This window comes from Halobellus sp. (genome assembly GCF_042218505.1).
Classification (GTDB): domain Archaea; phylum Halobacteriota; class Halobacteria; order Halobacteriales; family Haloferacaceae; genus Haloquadratum.
Window position 1 is genome coordinate 51,741 of record NZ_JBDGQZ010000031.1, and the last position, 16,689, is coordinate 68,429.

Sequence of the window (16,689 nt, forward strand, 5' to 3'; positions counted from 1 at the left end):
TTCAGTTCACCACCATACTCTCGTTCCACTGGCTCTGCGGCACGACCTGAATACTGCCCTCCATCGCGTGGTGGGCCGATCCGCAGTACTCGTGACAGAGCAGTCCGTACTCAGTCGGTTCGCCGAACTCGACGGTGATCGTCGCGACCTGTCCCGGGATCGCCATCGTGTTGGCGTTGGTCCCGACGATCTCGAAGCCGTGGACGACGTCTCTGGACGTGATGTGGAAGGTCACCTCGGAGTTGGCCGGCACCCGGATCGGGTCCGACGTGCCGGGGTCGAACGCGAACTGATAGGCGACCACGTAGACGTCGTACTCGTTTTCGCCGGTCTTGTACGTTCCCGGCTCGCTGAACTTGGGATGGTCGCTGATCGCGTTCGGTTCGAGTTGTCCGCCTTCGTCGTCGACCATTTCGATGCCGGCCCCGACCGCGCCGTAGGAGACAGTCGCGATGAAGCCGACGATGAGGAGCAGTGCGCCTGTCAGCCAGATTTTCTCGTATCTGTGTATCTCCATAGTTATCCGATCACCGTCAGGTCACCGCCGAGGAATTCGACGAAGTACATAAATATCCACATTGCCCCGATAATCGTCATATAGATCGCGATGAGGACGAGCGTCCCGATCGGATCGAAGTCCTCGTGATCGATCTGTCTAACGACGCCGGCGCGGCCCGAGCCGATCACGTACCCCTCGTCGTCGATCGATTCCGTGTCGGGAATCGACGCTCCGTCTCCGGTCTCCTCACCGCCTGGCGTCGGCATTTCCTCGGTTTGCGGTTCGCCTGCCATATCGACGCGTATCGACTAAAGATGCTTGAACGAGCGGATAGATTCTTACGCGATGAAAATCAGCGAAATGTCGAATCACCCCCGTGCGAGAGGAAGCGTATGGAACTGACGCCGCGTGTCGCAGGAATGGCCGCGCTATTAGCGATCCTTCCGGTGGCTGCGTTCGGAATCTTCCGGACGTGGTGGGCCGGAGCAATCACGCTCGTCAACGTCCTCCTCATCGCCGTGAGTCTGTACCTGCTCTTTTCACCGAACGACGGAGCAGGCCACAACTCTCACGAAGAAGCCGCGACCGGCGAAGAGGCGGTCTGATCGGCCGTGCCGATACCGCCCACGGTAGAGACCGATGCGGCGCTCCTGTCAGCCGCGGGTCTCGGCGAGTTACCGGCGTCGAACGTCGAGGCGGGAGTCTTTCTCGTGGTTGGCGCGCTTGGCGGGGCGCACTGCCTGGGGATGTGTGGGCCGCTCGTGAGCGTCTACGCCGATCGGCTGCAGGCCACCAAAGAAGCCGAAAGCCGGCTCTCGGTCCGACAGGTCAGGCAGCACGCGCTATTTAACCTCGGTCGAGCGGGCGGGTACGCCGTCGTCGGAGCAGTCTTGGCTCTCGTTGGCGCACTCACGGTCGGCGCAGCCGATGCCGTCGTCGCGGTCGGAAACAGCGTCCGGGCCGCGACGGGAATTGTCGTGGGCGTACTCATTATGGCGACGGGTGCATCCTACCTCAGCGGCGGCTCCCGCGGCGTCGTTCGGCTGCCGGGGCGGTTCTCGGCCGTCTTCGGACGCGTCAGCGCTGCCCTCACGAGTCGCGTCGACGCGCTCGTCGGCGATGTCCGGATCGCCGGGCTCGGTGTCGGACACGCGTTTCTGCCCTGTCCGATCACGTTTCCAGCGTACCTGTACGCGTTCGCGATCGGTGATCCGTTCCGGGCGGCGTTTCTCCTGTCGCTTCTGGGGCTCGGGACGTTCCCGACGCTTTTCGTCTACGGCACGGCGCTCGGCTCGCTGTCGGTCGGACGCCGCCGGACGCTGCACCGCGTCCTGGGCGTCGCCTTCCTCGCCCTCGGATATTTGCCGCTCGCACACGGGTTGCTGCTCGTTGGCATCCACATCCCGCATCCGATGCTTCCGATCTACCAGCCGCTGGGGTGACCAATGAGTTCAAACACCGACACCTGTTCGCTGTGTGATCTCCCGACGCCGGATCCGCCGGTGACCGACGAGGGCGTTGCGGGCACGTACTGCTGTCGCGGGTGTCTGGAAGTCACCCGATCGATCGGCGGCCCTGAGAACGCTGGCTTGACAGATATCGACGACGAACTCGACACCGCGACGAGCGAGACACCGGATAGCGAGGTGCCGGACAGCGCGGAAGAGACGTACCTCGCGGTCGACGGAATGCACTGTGCGACCTGCGAGACGTTCATCGAATCGACCGCCGCGGACGACGACGGTGTCTACGCGGTAGCGGCGTCGTACGCGACGGATATGCTCTCGGTCACGTACGATCCAGAGCGCACCGACGTGGGCGAACTCGACGAACGGCTCTCGCGGTACGGCTACGAGATCGAGGATCCCGAGGACGAGGACGACGAGGAGCGGGACGGACTGGCGACGTTCCTCATCGGCGGCGGGGTCTTCGGGATGATGGTGATGATCTGGTACGCGGTCTTTCTGTACCCGACATACCTCGGATTCGAGCCGTTCGTCGATCTCGGCGGCTTAGACGGACTCTACGTTCTCGGCAACGTCTGGGTGCTGTCATCGATCGTGCTCTTCTACACCGGGTACCCGATTCTCCGTGGGGCGTGGGTCAGCCTCCGCGCTGAGCAGCCCAATATGGACCTGCTCGTCGCACTCGCGGCGATGTCGGCCTACCTCTTTAGCGTCGGCGCGATGGTCGCCGGGCGCACGCATCTCTACTTCGACGTGAGCGTGGCAATCGTGCTCGTCGTGACCGTTGGGAACTACTACGAGGACCGGATCAAGCGGCGTGCCGCCGGACGACTGACGGATCTGACGAGCGCCCGCGTCGACAAGGCGACGCGGCTCGCCGCCGACGGATCGACTGAGACCGTTTCGGTGGAGGATCTGACCGCGGGCGAACGCGTCGTCGTCCGACCGGGTGAGCGGATCCCCATCGACGGCGTCGTCATCGAGGGCAGCGCCGCGGTCGACGAGTCGCTCGTGACCGGAGAGTCGGTCCCGGATCGCCGCGGGCCGGGCGATGAGGTGCTCGGCGGCACCGTCGTCACCGACGATCCGATCACGGTCGGGGTGAGCGAGGCCGCCACCAGCACGCTCGATCGACTGGTCGAACTACTCTGGGAAATCCAGTCGTCGCGCTCGGGCGCACAGCGCCTTGCTGACAAACTAGCGACCGTGTTCGTCCCGCTCGTCGTCGCGCTCGCGACCCTCACGACGGTGGGGTCCCTCGCGCTCGGAACGCCCGTCACGGACGCGGTTCTCACCGGACTGACGGTTCTCGTCGTCTCCTGTCCGTGCGCGCTCGGTCTGGCAACGCCGCTGGCCGTCGCGGCTGGCATTCGCGACGCGGCCGACGCGGGCGTGATCGTCGCCTCCGAGGCAGTGTTTGAGGACGCTTCGGACGCCGAGGTCGTCGTGTTCGACAAGACCGGGACGTTGACCGACGGAGAGATGCGCGTCGTCGACGTCGTCGGAGTCGGGGCCGGCGAGGAAAGTGGGGCACTCACGGCGGATGGCGGCCGCACCGACGGTGGGGGCCTCGCATCCGCGACACTCGCGGCCAACGCCGAGGCCCGAGAGCGACGGGCGCTCGAACTGGCCGCCGCCGTCGAGCGGTACGCCTCCCACCCGATCGCTGCGGCGGTCGTGGACGCAGGGCCGGACGCGCTTCCGGACGTGACCGACGTGACAGTTCACGCGAAGGGAGTGATCGGGACCGTGAGCACCGGCGGCGGAGCCGAGGAGCCAGCATCCGAGGGGAAGGTCGACGTCGCGGTTGGAGCGCCCGAATGTCTCCGGTCGCGAGCGCACACGATCCCGAATCCGGTCAGCGACGCAGTGGAGCGAATCCGCGACCAGGGGCGTGTGCCGACAGTTGTCGGCTGGTCAGGGCGAGTACAGGCCGTGCTCGACGTCGGCGACGCACCTCGCGAGGAGTGGGACCGGGTCGTCTCAGCACTGGGTGCGGATCGGGACGTGGTCGTCCTCACCGGTGACGACGAGCGGGCGGCCGAGGGGTTCCGTCGACACGAGGCGATCGACGAAGTGTTTGCGGGCGTCCCGCCGGCGGCGAAGGCGCAGACGGTCGAGCGTCTCCGCTCGCGTGGGACTGTCGCGATGGTCGGCGACGGGTCGAACGACGCACCGGCGCTGGCGGCTGCCGACGTCGGAATCGCGCTCGCGTCGGGGACCGATCTCGCCGGAAGTGCGGCCGACGCGGTGATTGTCGAACAGGGCCTCGACGCCGTTCCCACGGTCTTCGAGGTCGCCGGCGGCACGCACCGCCGGATTCGCGAGAACCTCGGGTGGGCGTTCGTGTACAACCTCGTCGCCGTCCCACTGGCGATCACGGGCGTCCTCAATCCGCTTCTGGCGGCCGTCGCGATGGCCGCGAGCAGTCTCTTGGTCGTCACCAACTCCTCGCGGTCGATCGTGAGCGAGTAGCGGGGGTTTGATGCTAAGTACGCGGGTCGTCCGACCACGCAGAGGGGGTTGAACCGGGAGGTACAAGGTGGCTTCGCCCCGGTATTTCATAGTTGCGATGATCGACGAGGCTCCGTCCGTCGACTTCCAGGAGTTCCGCCCCGGGGACCCGTACGACATCGAACTTCCCGATGGGTGGGCAGCGCAGTATCGCGACCGGACGGCCGTCTACGAGAACGACCGCGGCGACCACCGTGTCCGCATCGTGGGGTTCACGAAAGGACTGACGCTGTACTGGTGGGTTGACGTCTACGTCGGCGAGGGGGAGTGGCACCGGCAGGAGGTCGGCCTCGGCGACAGTTACACCGAACCCGAGGCGGCGGCCGCCACGGTCGGATCGTATCTCGAAGGTGCCCGGCCGGAGGCCGACGCGCCTGATCCAGCGATGACTGACGGGGACGGAAGCGAGATTACCGAGGATACGGACGGGGGTAACGAGGCCGCAAACGTGGCCGACAACGACGAAAACGTGGTTAAAACCGACGAGAACGACGCTGACAGAAGCGAGTGAGCACGCGGCCGACTCGCAGGGACGGATTTTTTCTCAGCACCTGATGAACAGAGGTATATGAGCCAATCAATGTCAGTCGAAATTGACCGAATACTCGTTCCGCTCGATGGGACCGAAGGTTCAGTGCCGGGACTCGAGCACGGAATCTCGCTTGCGGTGGAGACAGCGGCGACAGTACACCTCGTTGCCGTCGTCGACCCCTACGAAATGTCGAGCGTCGCAGAGCGCTCGGAAGTCGAAGCCGAACTCGAAGACGTCGTCACCGATGCGGCGGCACGTGTCCAGGACGCAGGGGTGGCAGTCGAAACTGCGGTTGAAACCGGGTTCCCGCACGAGGAACTCCTGTCGGTTGTCGAGCGGGAGGGAATCGATCTGATCGCGATGGGAACGCACGGTCGCACCGGACTCGACCGGTACGTCCTCGGCAGCGTCGCCGAGAAGGTCGTCCGCCTCTCGCCGGTCCCGGTCCTGACCGTTCGGGAGGAGGCGACCGCCCAGCGACCGTACCGGAACGTGGTCATCCCGTCGGACGGGAGCGACGCCGCAGTCCCGGCCGAGCGGTGGGGCGTCGATCTCGCCGACCGGCTCGGTGCCTCCATCTACACGCTCTCGGTCGTGCCGGAGGGGCGACTCAGATCGAGCGAGACCACGGCGGCCTTCGAGGAGGCCGCGGCGAAAGCGGTCCGGCGAGTTACCGGGCGGGCGACCGACGCGGAGGTTGGAAGCGACGAGGCCGTCGAACACGGGATCCCACACCGAGAGATACTCGATCACTGCGAGCGGACGAGCGCTGATCTCGTCGTGCTCGGCACGCACGGGCGGAGGGGCGTCGAGCGGTTCGTGCTGGGTAGCGTCGCGGAGAAAGTGGTCCGTCTCTCCGACACGCCTGTGCTCGTCGTGCCGGCAGAGTAGCGGGGCCGAAGTACACATAGGATGTCTGATAACTTCGGCCAGAAGAGAGTCCAAAAAGATACTTTCGCCGCGGAAACCGTGCGAGAGAACTGCGAGTCCCAATTATCGGTTTAGAAAATCAGAAGTGACAGTTGTTTTATTATATATCGGGAGTTTAACTTTTCGCCCCTGGCTATCCTGGGTCGGCGGGGCAACAGGCCACCGTCCAGACCTATGGCTAGTGAATCGAGAAACGTGTACGCAAGCACGGACAGTACGGTTTCGTGGTACAGTTCTGTCGCGGGGACACTCCGCCGACGGAGTCGACGCGTCAGAGACGTCTTGATGTATAGTACAGTTCACCTCGTCCTCATCGCGATGATCGAGAGTGCGATCGTCGCGACTGCGTTATCGGTGCCTATCTTCCCTGCAGCGGTTGTCGTGGGCCTGCTCACGTTCGCCGTATACGCTGGGGATCGGATCGCGGACGCAGACACCGACGAGTTGACTAATCCGAGACAGAGCGCGTTCATCCGCCGGCACGAAACGATCCTGTCGGTTCTCACCGCTGGTTCGTACGGCCTCGCGCTCACCATCTCGCTTACCGGAGGGCCGCTCACGTTCGGGCTCACGCTTCTCCCGGGAGCGTTCTGGATTCTCTATGGGTCCGACTGGCTCCCGACGCTCAGCTCGGGTCTCGATCGACTGAAAAACGTTCTGCTCGTGAATTCAACGCTCGTGGCGTTCGGATGGGCAGTAACGCTCACCTTCCTCCCCCTCACGTTTGCGGAGGCAGCGTTCTCCCCCACGGCCGCCGTCGTGTTCGTCTACTTCCTCGTCGACCGATTCATCAACACGGAAATTCCGAACGTGGCCGATATGGAGGGTGACGACGCAATCGACGTTGCGACGCTCCCGACCGTCGTCGGCGTCGATCGGACGCGACAACTGCTCTACGTACTCTCGCTCGGTCTCGCGACTTTCCTGGTGCTAGCCTTCCTGTTTGAACTGCTGTCAGTCACCCTGACGGTGGCACTCCTCGTCGGGATTGGCTACAGTCTCTGCGCGATTGGGTGCCTCGGACGGATCGCCGACCACCGCTCACTCACAGTGGCTTCCAACGTCAAACACCTCGTCGTCTTCGCGGTGTTTCTCGGCTTTCTGGTGACCGGTATGTGAGCGGCTGAGACAGCTTCCTGGTCACCCCTTCTTTTTACGTGGGATGGCTGTATAGCCTGAGAACGAATGGCATTGCCGCATCCGCTGGTTCTGGTGCTGTTTCTCTCGGTGGCGGTCGGCACGTCGGCAGCGATTCTCGCCTGGCGACAGCGTCCCGAACCCGGGGCGACCCCGCTCGTCGGGCTACTGGTCGGGCAGGCCTGGTGGTCGGCCTGTATCAGTTTCAAACTCCAGGCCGCGACCCTGGACGGCAAAGTGTTCTGGACGGAACTATCGTCAGTCGGCGTCGGGTTGATTCCGTTCGCGTGGACACTGTTCGCGCTCGAGTACACGGGTAACGATCAGTTCATCCGTCCCTGGATCGTCTCCGCGCTGTCGGTCGTTCCGATCGGCACGGTCCTGCTGGCGCTCACGAGTGACTCGCACAGTCTCCTCTTCATCGAGCAGTCGTTCGTCGGGCCGAACGGCGTCATCCACCTGCAGATGGGCGGCGTGTGGTACTGGGTGATCGCGGCCTACACATACTTCCTCGGCGCCGTAGGGACGGTGCCACTGCTCGGGACGCTCAGAAGTGGAGCGACGGCGATCAAGCGCCAGGGCGCCATTCTTTTACTCGGCGTCTTCGCGCCGTGGCTCACGAACGGACTGTTCCTAGCGGGCGTGTTCCCGCGACTTCCTATCGATCCGACGCCGATTGCATTCTCGATCTCGGGCGTGGCTTACCTGTACGCCATCAGTCGACATCGCCTGTTCGAGACGAGTCCGACGCCGACCAAACGCGCTCGGCAGTACCTCTTCGATCAGATGGACGAGGGCGCTGTCGTCGTCGACAGGAACGACTACGTCGTTTACGCGAACGACGTCTTCTTCACCATCGTCGAGGGCGATCGGAGAGAAATCCTGGGTGCCCCCGCCAGCGAGTACATCCCCGAATACGAAACCGTTCCCTCGGAGGGAAATCTCGACGGCGTGCTCACGATCGGCGACGGGATTTCCGGTCGGGCCTACGACGTCAGAGTCACGTCGATCGTCGATATCCGGGATCGGCCCATCGGCCGCGTCATCACCTTCCACGACATCAGCGAGTACCGCAGACAGCAACAGCGGTTGAAAGTGCTGAACCGCGTCCTCAGACACAATATGCGGACCGAGACGAACGTGATCCACGGCTATGCAGACCAGTTCTCTGGCGACGAAGCCGAGATCATCCAGGAGCGGGCGATGCGTATCGACGGACTCGGCGAGAAAGGTCGGCAGGCCATCGAATTATTCGATCTGGCGCACGAACCGTCCGATCCACTGTCGCTAGCCGCAATACTGGAGCAGGCGGTCGATACCGTCCGCAGGGACCACGCCGTGCGGATCGACATCGATCCGCCCTCACCCGACGTCGAGGTCGCATTCGCCTTCAGGTACGTGTTCACAAACTTGCTGGAAAACGCCGCCGCTCACTACGGAGACGGTGTCGCTCGGATCTCCGTCGATGTCGATATCCGGGGTGACTCTGCGCGGGTCTCTGTTGTCGACGAGGGGCCCGGTATCGACGAAAGTGAGGTAGCCGTGCTCGAATCGGGGACCGAGACGGCGCTGGAGCACGGAAGCGGGTTGGGACTCTGGATCGTCAAGTGGGGCGTCGACATCGCCGACGGAGCCGTCGAGTTCCGGGAGAACGAACCGACTGGAACGCAAGCGCTCGTCGATGTCCCCATCTTCGGTGATGTGGACGCCGCCGCGTCGGACTCCGGGTCGACGGCTGCAGGCGCGGCCAAGTAGTGCGGCAGGCCCGCCGTAGTCACGTCGAAACGTCACGCTTACTCCGATCGCTCGCAACTCGCTGGTATGACTGTCCCCTGTGTCCGCGTCCCGACGAGCGAAGGCGAGGCGGTCCGGAGCGCGCTCGCGTCGCGCGACCTCCTCGACCGCGAGCGGGAGATCACCGTCGAGGACGGATCGCTCTACATCCCCGTCGCCGACGCGGAAGCAGTCCCGGAGCAGTACGACGTCGTCGCGTACGACGCTCCCGCGCGGGAGACGCAGACGACGCCCACGGAGGTTCTGAGCTTCGAACCCTCGTACGAACGACTCGGGGACATCGTCATTCTCGACGAGGACGACGAGGAGCGCGCCCGGCGGATCGCCGACGCCATTGTCGACTCGGACCTCCGAGCGTCGACCGTCGTCAACCGTGCCTCGAAGGTGAAAGGCGAACTACGCGTCCGCGAGTGGGACGTGCTGTTCGGTGAGTCGACGGAGACCGTCCACCGGGAGTACGGCTACGAGTTCGCGCTGGACATCGCGGCCGTCTACTTCTCGCCGCGGCTCGCGACCGAGCGGCACCGCGTGATCGAACAGGTCGCTGCGGGGGAGCGCGCTCTGGATATGTTCGCCGGCGTCGGTCCCTTTGCCGTGCCGATGGCCGGCCGGGGAGCCGAGGTGGTGGGTTGCGATCTCAACGCGACGGCCGTGACCTACCTCCGCGAGAACGCCCGCCGCAACGGTGTCGCCAATCGGGTGACCGCAATCGAAGGGGACGTCCGGGACCTCACCGGCGAATACGCCCATTGGACCGATCGCCTGGTGATGAACCTCCCTCACAGCGCCGACGAGTTCCTGGACACGGCGGTGATGCTCGCTGGCGAGGAGTGCGTGCTTCACTACTACGACATCCAGCACGAGGACGATCCGTTCGGGCCGGGCGAACGGGCCATCCGCGAGGCCGCTGAACCGACGTACGAGGTGGATGTCGAAACCGAGCGGATCGTCCGATCGTACGCGCCTCACGAGTACAACGTCTGCCTCGACGTCCGCCTGACGGCGCGTTGATTCGGAAGCCTTTTCTAAATCATCGCAGTACAACTGAGTGCGTAACGACGACCGTGCCGGGGTAGCTCAGCTGGCAGAGCGATTCCTTCGTAAGGAATAGGTCGAGGGTTCAAATCCCTCCTCCGGCTCTCTTCTGTCGATGCACTAACGTCAGTGAGCAACGTGCCAATGGGATTTTGCCTTCCGGCCTCGCGTGTCTTTACAACTGCGTAGTTCCACTAGACTCAAATACTAAGCAGTCGGGTCCTGAACAGATTCGTATGCCGCTCGACGGCGACCTCTGGGGAACGATCGAAACACAGCGCCAGGACGCGATCGACGATCCACCGGCATCGATGTCGGCGTTTCGCGAGGGGTACCCGCGCCGATCGTTCTTCGAGGAACTCTACGACGAGGCAGGTGGCTCTGACGGATCGAGACGGCGGATTCCGCTCTCGTACTACACGAAAGCCTGCGGATGGGCAAGCGACTATCCGTTGCTCTACCGGCGAGTAGCGGGGTTCATCAATCCGGGCGCGCTCGACCGCCTCACTTTCGACGAGTACGTCTTACGGGAGTTCGGCTGTCGGAGCGAGACGCTCGCTAAACTGACCGCTGACGGCTGGTTCGTGCCGATGCTCCTGCGGCGGGAACAGTACGGATCGAACGCCGCCGAGGCCATCGAAACGTTCTTCGAGCGCGTCAACGACGAGGAGACCCGGTGGGAGGTCGAGCCGAAGTATCTCAATCTCGTCGATACGACGCTCGAGGCCGCCGCAACTAAGCAACTCGACGATACCGCCGCCTACGTGCGGGCACCAACCGGTGACAGAGTCGACATCGCGGCGACGAAGCGTCGGTGGAAGGAACAGGAACCCTGGGCGTCGTTGCCGACAGAGGGTATCGACAACGTACACGGCGTCGACGTTCACGACGATCTTCAGGAGTATATCGTCGAACGAGCGGTCAAGCTTCGCCTGCTTGACGACGTTTACAACGTCATCACCGCCGATCAGGAACAGACCAACAATCTCCGTGAACTCGCAGAACGATACGTTTCGGGCGAAGCAGAAACCCGTGAGACGATGGTTAGGACGGCTTACGTCCTTTGGAACCACTACGGGACCCCGGCGTACTACTGCGACTTCACTGGGAGCGTCGACGTCGGTCCCGACCCGGCTCGTCGGTACGTAGATTATCTCCTCTCACAGGCGAAAGCACTCTTCGGCACTCTCTGGAACCGACTCGAGGGGACGATCCGGGACGAGCCGCTACAGACGAAAGAGCTGAATATCTGGGAGACCGACGGCGCTCGTCTCTCCGAACTGCTCCGATTCTCGCCGTCGGAGGTTCGCGAACTGAAGTTAGGCGATCGATACCGGTTTCTCGCGGGACGAGCGGATCACTTCGGCGATCACTACGAAGCATTCCGGGGGCGGCTCAACACGGTCGCCGATGACGGAACCACGTACGACGAGTACGCGACGATCGTCGCCGATCACAACGACCGAACGCGATGACGCCGCCCTCAGCATCGAAGTCGATTCGGTAATAGTCGTTCGGGGTCCCGTCCGGTTGTTCGACGGTTTCCCGTTCGACCGCAAAGTACGGGTTCTCGTACTCGGTCTCGGAGTCGAGCACCGGCCACGCGTCGGTCATTCATAAGTGAATGGTACCGCGGGGCGTATAAACCGTGCCCGGAACCGACCGACGGTTGCGAAGCGTTCGAAGCCTCGCCTACGGCCACGGCTCCGGTTCCAGATCGGCTGCCTTCCGCAGCGGATGGCCGGGGTGCCCGTTCTGCGTCGTCGTCAGCGCGTGGAAGTCGACATCGAATTCGGCAACGACATCGCTCGCACGGTCACGGTGCGTCCCGTGGACCCCCCAGGCGGCGATTACGCGGTCGGCCGTTTCGACAATCTGGCGGAGGTAGTCGTCGTTTCGCGGCCCGACCGGATCGCTGGCGCGCTTCAACTCTGCCGGATCCGTCGCCCGGTAGGCGAAGAGGTTTCCGAGGATGAGACGTCCGTACCCCCAGTCTCGGGCGAATCGAACGCACGTCGAGACCGTCCGGTCGTCGGTGTGTGCGTCCGCCGTCGACGGGTTGAGTGCGATGAATGCGACCGTCCGCCGGGACGGATCCCAGGTCCGCCACAGGCAGTATCGGTACGCCTCCGCAGGGCTAAATACCGCGCCGTCGCTGCCGCAACTGGCTACCCGGCGGTCGTCATCACCGATCGCATCGGCGGCCATACTCGATTGTTCGGCTTCCGCCGACAGGAACCTGTCGGCAGATGACCACAGAATCGAAGTGCCGAGAACCGGCTGACTTCGCGCCCTTTATTCCGTCGCCGCGGACACGGAGTAGGTATGGATACAGGCAGGCGAACGGCGACCGCGACGCTTCGCGGCCTGCTGGACCTCACGCGGCTGGGCAACGCGATCGCCGCTGGCGTCCTCACGTTTACTGGGGCGTTCGTCGCGCAGGGGTTCGAGGCGGCCCCGCTCGCCATAGCGGCGGCGGTGATAGCGACCGTCTGTGCGACTGCCGCTGGCAACGCGATCAACGACTACTTCGACCGCGACATCGACCGGATCAACCGTCCGGATCGCCCGATTCCTCGCGGCGCTATCTCAGCGCGCGGTACCCTGGTGTTTAGTGCTGCGCTGTTTCTCAGTGCAGTGGTCGCTGCACTCACACTCCCACTCGCCGCGCTCGCAATTGCCGTGGCGAACCTCCTAGCACTCGTCGCATATACAGAGGTGTTCAAAGGGCTCCCGGCCATCGGCAACGTCGTCGTGGCGTATCTGACCGGCTCGACGTTCCTCTTCGGGGCTGCAGCAGTGGGCCGCCTCTGGAACCCAGCCGTCCTCGTGCTGTTCGCCCTGGCGGCGCTGGCGACTGTGACGCGGGAGATCGTGAAGGACGTCGAGGATCTCGTAGGCGACCGCGAGGAGGGGCTTCGGACGCTCCCGATCGTGATCGGCGAGTCGAGCGCACTCCGGATCGCTGCGCTCGTCCTTCTCGTGGCGGTCGGGGCCAGCGCGATCCCGTACCTGATGGGAACGTTCGGGCTGGCCTACGTCGTCCTCGTCGGGGCGGCCGACGCGGTAATGATGGATGCGACGCGCCGGTCCTTCAGCGATCCGTCGGTGGCGCAGCGACGATTGAAGCGGGGAATGTTCCTCGCTGCGGTCGGCTTCGTCGCCGGACGAGTCGCTGCAGGGGGCTTCGTCTGAACGTAAACGTCTGAATTCGGACAGTAACAGCGGGTAATCGACCGGCAGGATCAAAAAGAATATTATCTGGAACCGATATGGTTTACTCATCTAATGACTCCCGGCGAGTCGATCAATCGGACGACCGACCCCGAAGTTCTAGCTGGCGGCTCGACGCCGAGGACCCCAGATGTATGACCTCGGCCCGGACCTCGACAGAGAGGTCCCTCCGGGAACGAACATCCTGGTGAGCGGTCCACCGCTGTCCGGCAAGCGGTCGCTCGCGTTCGACGTCCTGGCATCAGGTACCGAGAAGGGCGAAGGGGCGATCATCGTTACCACCAAAGACGGGGCCGACCGCGTCCTCGACGACTTCCAGAAGCGCACGCCGTACGAGAACCGGCCAGTCGCGGTGATCGACTGCGTGACGCGCCAGCAAGGTGTCGGCGACGTCCGCGACACTGACCGAATCAGGTACACCTCCTCTCCGGTGGATATGACTGGTATCGGAATCAAACTCTCGGAGTTCCTCCAGTCGTTCTACCAGAACCAGGAGATCGAGCAGAATCGCGTGATGCTGCACTCCCTGTCGACGCTGCTGATGTACTCGGATCTCCAGACCGTCTTCCGCTTCCTCCACGTCTTCACCGGTCGAGTGCAGAGCGTCGATGGGCTGGGCATCTTCGCGATCGACGCCAGCGCTCACGACGATCAGACGATGAACACGCTGAAGCAACTGTTCGACGGGATCATCACGACCCAGGAGGATGGTCCGGTGTCGGTCCGGCTTGCGGGTGACTGAGGACCGCAGAATAGATTCCACTGTCTGCTGAGAGCCTCAGGGTGGATCCCGCTGGCTGCTACGGATCCCGGGGTAAGTCCGGAGGAGATTCACTCCGGAGGCGGGGCCGCAACGCGATTCCATTCAGGGCCTGCTTTGAGATCGTATGTGTCCGAGGACTCGACGATGTCGGTGAGTGCGCGCTCTGTGATCCGTTGGGTCTGTCGACGGCACAGCGTCGGTGAAACCCAGATTTGACTCTCCAGTGCGATTTAGTTACCAGGCACCGATACCGGTGATATGGAGTTAGAGGAGTTCACGCGGTCGAACGCGCCCGAAACGGGCGGCGACGGATTCCAGAAAGAAAACAGCCGACTGCTCGACGTTCCGGTCGAGGGGACGGTGATGGTCAAGGCAGGCACGATGATCGCCTACACCGGCGAGATGACCTTCACCGGGAGGTCGTCGGCCGAGGGCGGTATCACCGGCTTCGTCAAGGAGGCCGTCAGCGGCGAAGGAACGCCAGTAATGGAAGCCGAGGGCGACGGACACCTGTACATCGCCGATCAGGGCAAGAAGGTACAGGTACTCGATCTCGACCCAAACGAGTCGATCTCTGTCAACGGCAACGACGTCCTCGCGTTCGAATCGAACGTCGAATTCGAGATCAACACCGTCGGGAGCCTCTCGGGCGCCGCCGCGGGCGGGCTGACGAACGTGTACCTCTCGGGACCGGGCCAAGTCGCGATCACGACGTTCGGCGACCCACTCGTGATGACGCCGCCGGTCAAGACAGACCCCGACGCCACCGTCGCCTGGAGTACGAACCTCTCGCCATCGATCGCGACGAACAAAGCAATCGAGATCGGGCAGAAGTCCGGGGAGACGCTGCAGATGGAGTTCACCGGATCGAATGGCTTCGTCGTCGTCCAACCCCACGAGGAAGGTGGCCAGAGCCACGGGTAAGGGGGAGTCGAAGTTGCGGTCCGTGGAACTGATTCGATGAGCGACGAACCACCACCGAGCGAACGAGTGACCGAACCAAGCGTCTACGATCACCTACGTCCGACCGTTGCCGACTACGACAGTGGCGTCTATCGCGTCGTCGGCGTCGGCGACGGTCAGGTGACGCTCCTGCAAGTGACTGACGAACGTGACCGACGGATCCACACGGGCGAACTGCTCGTGGTGGATCACGCGGCACTGTCCGGGTTCGAGTCAGTGGAGAACCCACAGGGGAGCCGAAGCCTCGGTACTGCAGTCGGATCGGTCTTGGAGACGGCGTACTGGTCGGTTCGAGCGTTCCGACAGCAATTGAGGATGGCACCGCTCTCGACCGCCATCGCGACTGTGACGCTGGTAATCGGCCTCGTCGGGGATCTGGCCGACGTACTGCCGAGTCTTCTCGCGGGCGCGCTGATTTTTCTGGGCAGTCTCGGCCTCGCCTACGTCGGCAGCGGCCGGGCGTAGCGTTCGGGGCCAGTTTGAACCCGAGGCAGCAGTTCCGAGTCGATGGCGGTGACCACCACAGTTTTGCAGCAGACGGTCGAGCAGCGGATATGGCACGCACTGCCATCATCGCCGGCGTCGGTTCCGGACTGGGCGAGTCGCTCGCACGGAAGTTCGCGGCTGAGGGCTGTCAGGTGGCCCTGTTCGCCCGGTCGGCGGACTTCATCGAAGACCTCGCGGCAGACCTCCCCGAAGCGGGTGCAGGCCTGGCGGTGCCAACCGACCTCCGCGATATCGACGAGATCAGAGAGAGTTTCGAGACCGTTCGAGAGATCTTCGGGCCCGTAGACGTTCTCGTGAATCACGCCAGCGGCGCGTCGTGGCAGGGGCTGATGGACGCGAGCGTCGAGGACTTCGAGCGGGCGCTGGAGGTGGGCGCGCGCGGCGCGTTCGTCTGTTCGCAGGAGGCCGTGAGCGATATGACCGAACGCGGCGGTGGGACCGTCCTCTTCACCGGGGCGACCTCCGCGGTCCGAAGCCTCGGCGGGACCATCGGGTTCACCGCGGCGAAGTTCGCCGCTCGCGGGATGGCGACGGACATCGCTCAGGAGTTCGGCCCCGAAGGCGTCCACGTCGCACACATCGTCATCGATGGCCAGATCGACGGGCCCGACGCACGGGAGCGAGCACCAGACCGTGGGTCGGAGACGTTCCTCGACCCCGACGAGATGGCTGAGACTTATTGGCATCTCGTCGAACAGGACCGGGTGGACACGATGCCGTTCGAGGTACACATCACCAACGGACCGCAGAACACCGAGTTCCTCTGAGAGGACCGGGCGTCGTCTGTCGCGCGCCGTTTAGGAGGCGAAGGCTGCGTCGACGATAGCGACCGTCTGACCAACCCCCACCGCGACGAGCCCTGCGACCTGGAGCAACGGGAACGCCGTCACGAATCCTACCCCGTACCCGACCGCGCCGAGTATTGACGCAAGGCCCCCGCCGTAGTAGAGCCAGGGCCTGTCGGCACCGCGCCGCGCGGTGTCGACGAACCCGGCCGTGGGGAGGAGCATCCAGCCGTACAGCGCGAGCGACTGGAGCAGCGCCCCTCCAGTGTCGATCCGGAAGCCGGCCGTCCCGAGCAACGTCACAACGAGGCCAATCGCGATGATCCACCACCACACGCGGAGCGTCCCCTCGCGCATATCCGCGCGCCCGGTCACCGCGAAGACTGCGAGGAGCACCGACATCACGACGTGAGCGACGAAGAGTGTCGACGCCGCGACGGCACCGAGGTGCGCGGCGGTGACAAAAAGCCACGCCAGCGGCACCAGCAAGGCCGGACCGAACTCGCGAGCCTGTCGAAGCATATCCGGAC

General features: G+C 63.9%; 18 protein-coding genes and 1 tRNA gene. 15 read left to right on the plus strand and 4 right to left on the minus strand.

Annotated features, from left to right (window positions below; genetic code table 11):
* Position 1: 1 nt before the first annotated feature.
* Positions 2-517 carry a cytochrome c oxidase subunit II gene (locus ABEI27_RS09655; RefSeq protein WP_375799194.1) on the minus strand — a complete coding sequence of 172 codons (516 nt, stop codon included), beginning with the start codon at positions 515-517 and terminating at the stop codon, positions 2-4.
* 2 nt (positions 518-519) lie between these two features.
* The gene (locus ABEI27_RS09660; RefSeq protein WP_375799195.1) at positions 520-792 is read right to left on the minus strand and encodes a ba3-type terminal oxidase subunit CbaD; all 273 of its coding nucleotides are present in this window, start codon (positions 790-792) and stop codon (positions 520-522) included.
* Positions 793-891: 99 nt separating this feature from the next.
* Here ABEI27_RS09660 and ABEI27_RS09665 point away from each other — a divergent pair, with 99 nt between their 5' ends.
* The 10 genes from ABEI27_RS09665 (at position 892) to ABEI27_RS09710 (ending at position 11,382) form a co-directional block, all read left to right on the plus strand.
* Positions 892-1,104, plus strand: coding sequence for a hypothetical protein (locus ABEI27_RS09665; protein ID WP_375799196.1), 213 nt, complete (start codon positions 892-894; stop codon positions 1,102-1,104).
* 45 nt (positions 1,105-1,149) lie between these two features.
* Positions 1,150-1,941 carry a sulfite exporter TauE/SafE family protein gene (locus tag ABEI27_RS09670; protein WP_375799242.1) on the plus strand — a complete coding sequence of 264 codons (792 nt, stop codon included), beginning with the start codon at positions 1,150-1,152 and terminating at the stop codon, positions 1,939-1,941.
* Between the two features lie 3 nt (positions 1,942-1,944).
* On the plus strand, positions 1,945-4,440 hold the full coding sequence (locus tag ABEI27_RS09675) for a heavy metal translocating P-type ATPase (protein ID WP_375799197.1): 2,496 nt from the start codon (positions 1,945-1,947) through the stop codon (positions 4,438-4,440).
* 67 nt (positions 4,441-4,507) lie between these two features.
* Positions 4,508-4,990, plus strand: coding sequence for a hypothetical protein (locus ABEI27_RS09680; protein ID WP_375799198.1), 483 nt, complete (start codon positions 4,508-4,510; stop codon positions 4,988-4,990).
* Between the two features lie 57 nt (positions 4,991-5,047).
* On the plus strand, positions 5,048-5,902 hold the full coding sequence (locus tag ABEI27_RS09685; RefSeq protein ID WP_375799199.1) for a universal stress protein: 855 nt from the start codon (positions 5,048-5,050) through the stop codon (positions 5,900-5,902).
* Between the two features lie 324 nt (positions 5,903-6,226).
* Entirely contained in the window at positions 6,227-7,060 is an 834-nt protein-coding gene (locus ABEI27_RS09690; protein ID WP_375799200.1) for a UbiA family prenyltransferase, read from the plus strand.
* A 66-nt stretch (positions 7,061-7,126) separates the two neighbouring features.
* Positions 7,127-8,833, plus strand: a complete 1,707-nt coding sequence (locus ABEI27_RS09695) for a histidine kinase N-terminal 7TM domain-containing protein (protein ID WP_375799201.1) — start codon at positions 7,127-7,129, stop codon at positions 8,831-8,833.
* A 66-nt stretch (positions 8,834-8,899) separates the two neighbouring features.
* Positions 8,900-9,883 carry a class I SAM-dependent methyltransferase family protein gene (locus ABEI27_RS09700; protein ID WP_375799202.1) on the plus strand — a complete coding sequence of 328 codons (984 nt, stop codon included), beginning with the start codon at positions 8,900-8,902 and terminating at the stop codon, positions 9,881-9,883.
* Between the two features lie 55 nt (positions 9,884-9,938).
* Positions 9,939-10,011, plus strand: a tRNA-Thr gene (locus ABEI27_RS09705).
* Between the two features lie 132 nt (positions 10,012-10,143).
* On the plus strand, positions 10,144-11,382 hold the full coding sequence (locus ABEI27_RS09710) for a hypothetical protein (RefSeq protein WP_375799203.1): 1,239 nt from the start codon (positions 10,144-10,146) through the stop codon (positions 11,380-11,382).
* A 217-nt stretch (positions 11,383-11,599) separates the two neighbouring features.
* Here the strand turns inward: ABEI27_RS09710 and ABEI27_RS09715 are convergent, their stop codons facing one another.
* The gene (locus tag ABEI27_RS09715) at positions 11,600-12,115 is read right to left on the minus strand and encodes a DUF1643 domain-containing protein (protein ID WP_375799204.1); all 516 of its coding nucleotides are present in this window, start codon (positions 12,113-12,115) and stop codon (positions 11,600-11,602) included.
* Positions 12,116-12,232: 117 nt separating this feature from the next.
* Between ABEI27_RS09715 and ABEI27_RS09720 the strand changes: the two genes are divergently transcribed.
* The 5 genes from ABEI27_RS09720 to ABEI27_RS09740 all read left to right on the plus strand — a co-directional run bounded on the left by ABEI27_RS09720 (position 12,233) and on the right by ABEI27_RS09740 (position 16,141).
* On the plus strand, positions 12,233-13,102 hold the full coding sequence (locus ABEI27_RS09720) for a geranylgeranylglycerol-phosphate geranylgeranyltransferase (RefSeq protein ID WP_375799205.1): 870 nt from the start codon (positions 12,233-12,235) through the stop codon (positions 13,100-13,102).
* A gap of 169 nt (positions 13,103-13,271) precedes the next feature.
* A complete protein-coding gene (locus ABEI27_RS09725; RefSeq protein ID WP_375799206.1) occupies positions 13,272-13,883 on the plus strand; it encodes an RAD55 family ATPase in 612 nt (203 codons plus the stop codon).
* A 279-nt stretch (positions 13,884-14,162) separates the two neighbouring features.
* Positions 14,163-14,828 carry an AIM24 family protein gene (locus ABEI27_RS09730; RefSeq protein WP_375799207.1) on the plus strand — a complete coding sequence of 222 codons (666 nt, stop codon included), beginning with the start codon at positions 14,163-14,165 and terminating at the stop codon, positions 14,826-14,828.
* Positions 14,829-14,864: 36 nt separating this feature from the next.
* Positions 14,865-15,332, plus strand: a complete 468-nt coding sequence (locus ABEI27_RS09735; protein WP_375799208.1) for a hypothetical protein — start codon at positions 14,865-14,867, stop codon at positions 15,330-15,332.
* Between the two features lie 89 nt (positions 15,333-15,421).
* The gene (locus tag ABEI27_RS09740) at positions 15,422-16,141 is read left to right on the plus strand and encodes an SDR family NAD(P)-dependent oxidoreductase (protein ID WP_375799209.1); all 720 of its coding nucleotides are present in this window, start codon (positions 15,422-15,424) and stop codon (positions 16,139-16,141) included.
* 30 nt (positions 16,142-16,171) lie between these two features.
* Here the strand turns inward: ABEI27_RS09740 and ABEI27_RS09745 are convergent, their stop codons facing one another.
* Positions 16,172-16,681: a hypothetical protein gene (locus ABEI27_RS09745; protein ID WP_375799210.1), complete on the minus strand. Its 510-nt coding sequence runs from the start codon at positions 16,679-16,681 to the stop codon at positions 16,172-16,174.
* Between the last annotated feature and the right edge of the window lie 8 nt (positions 16,682-16,689).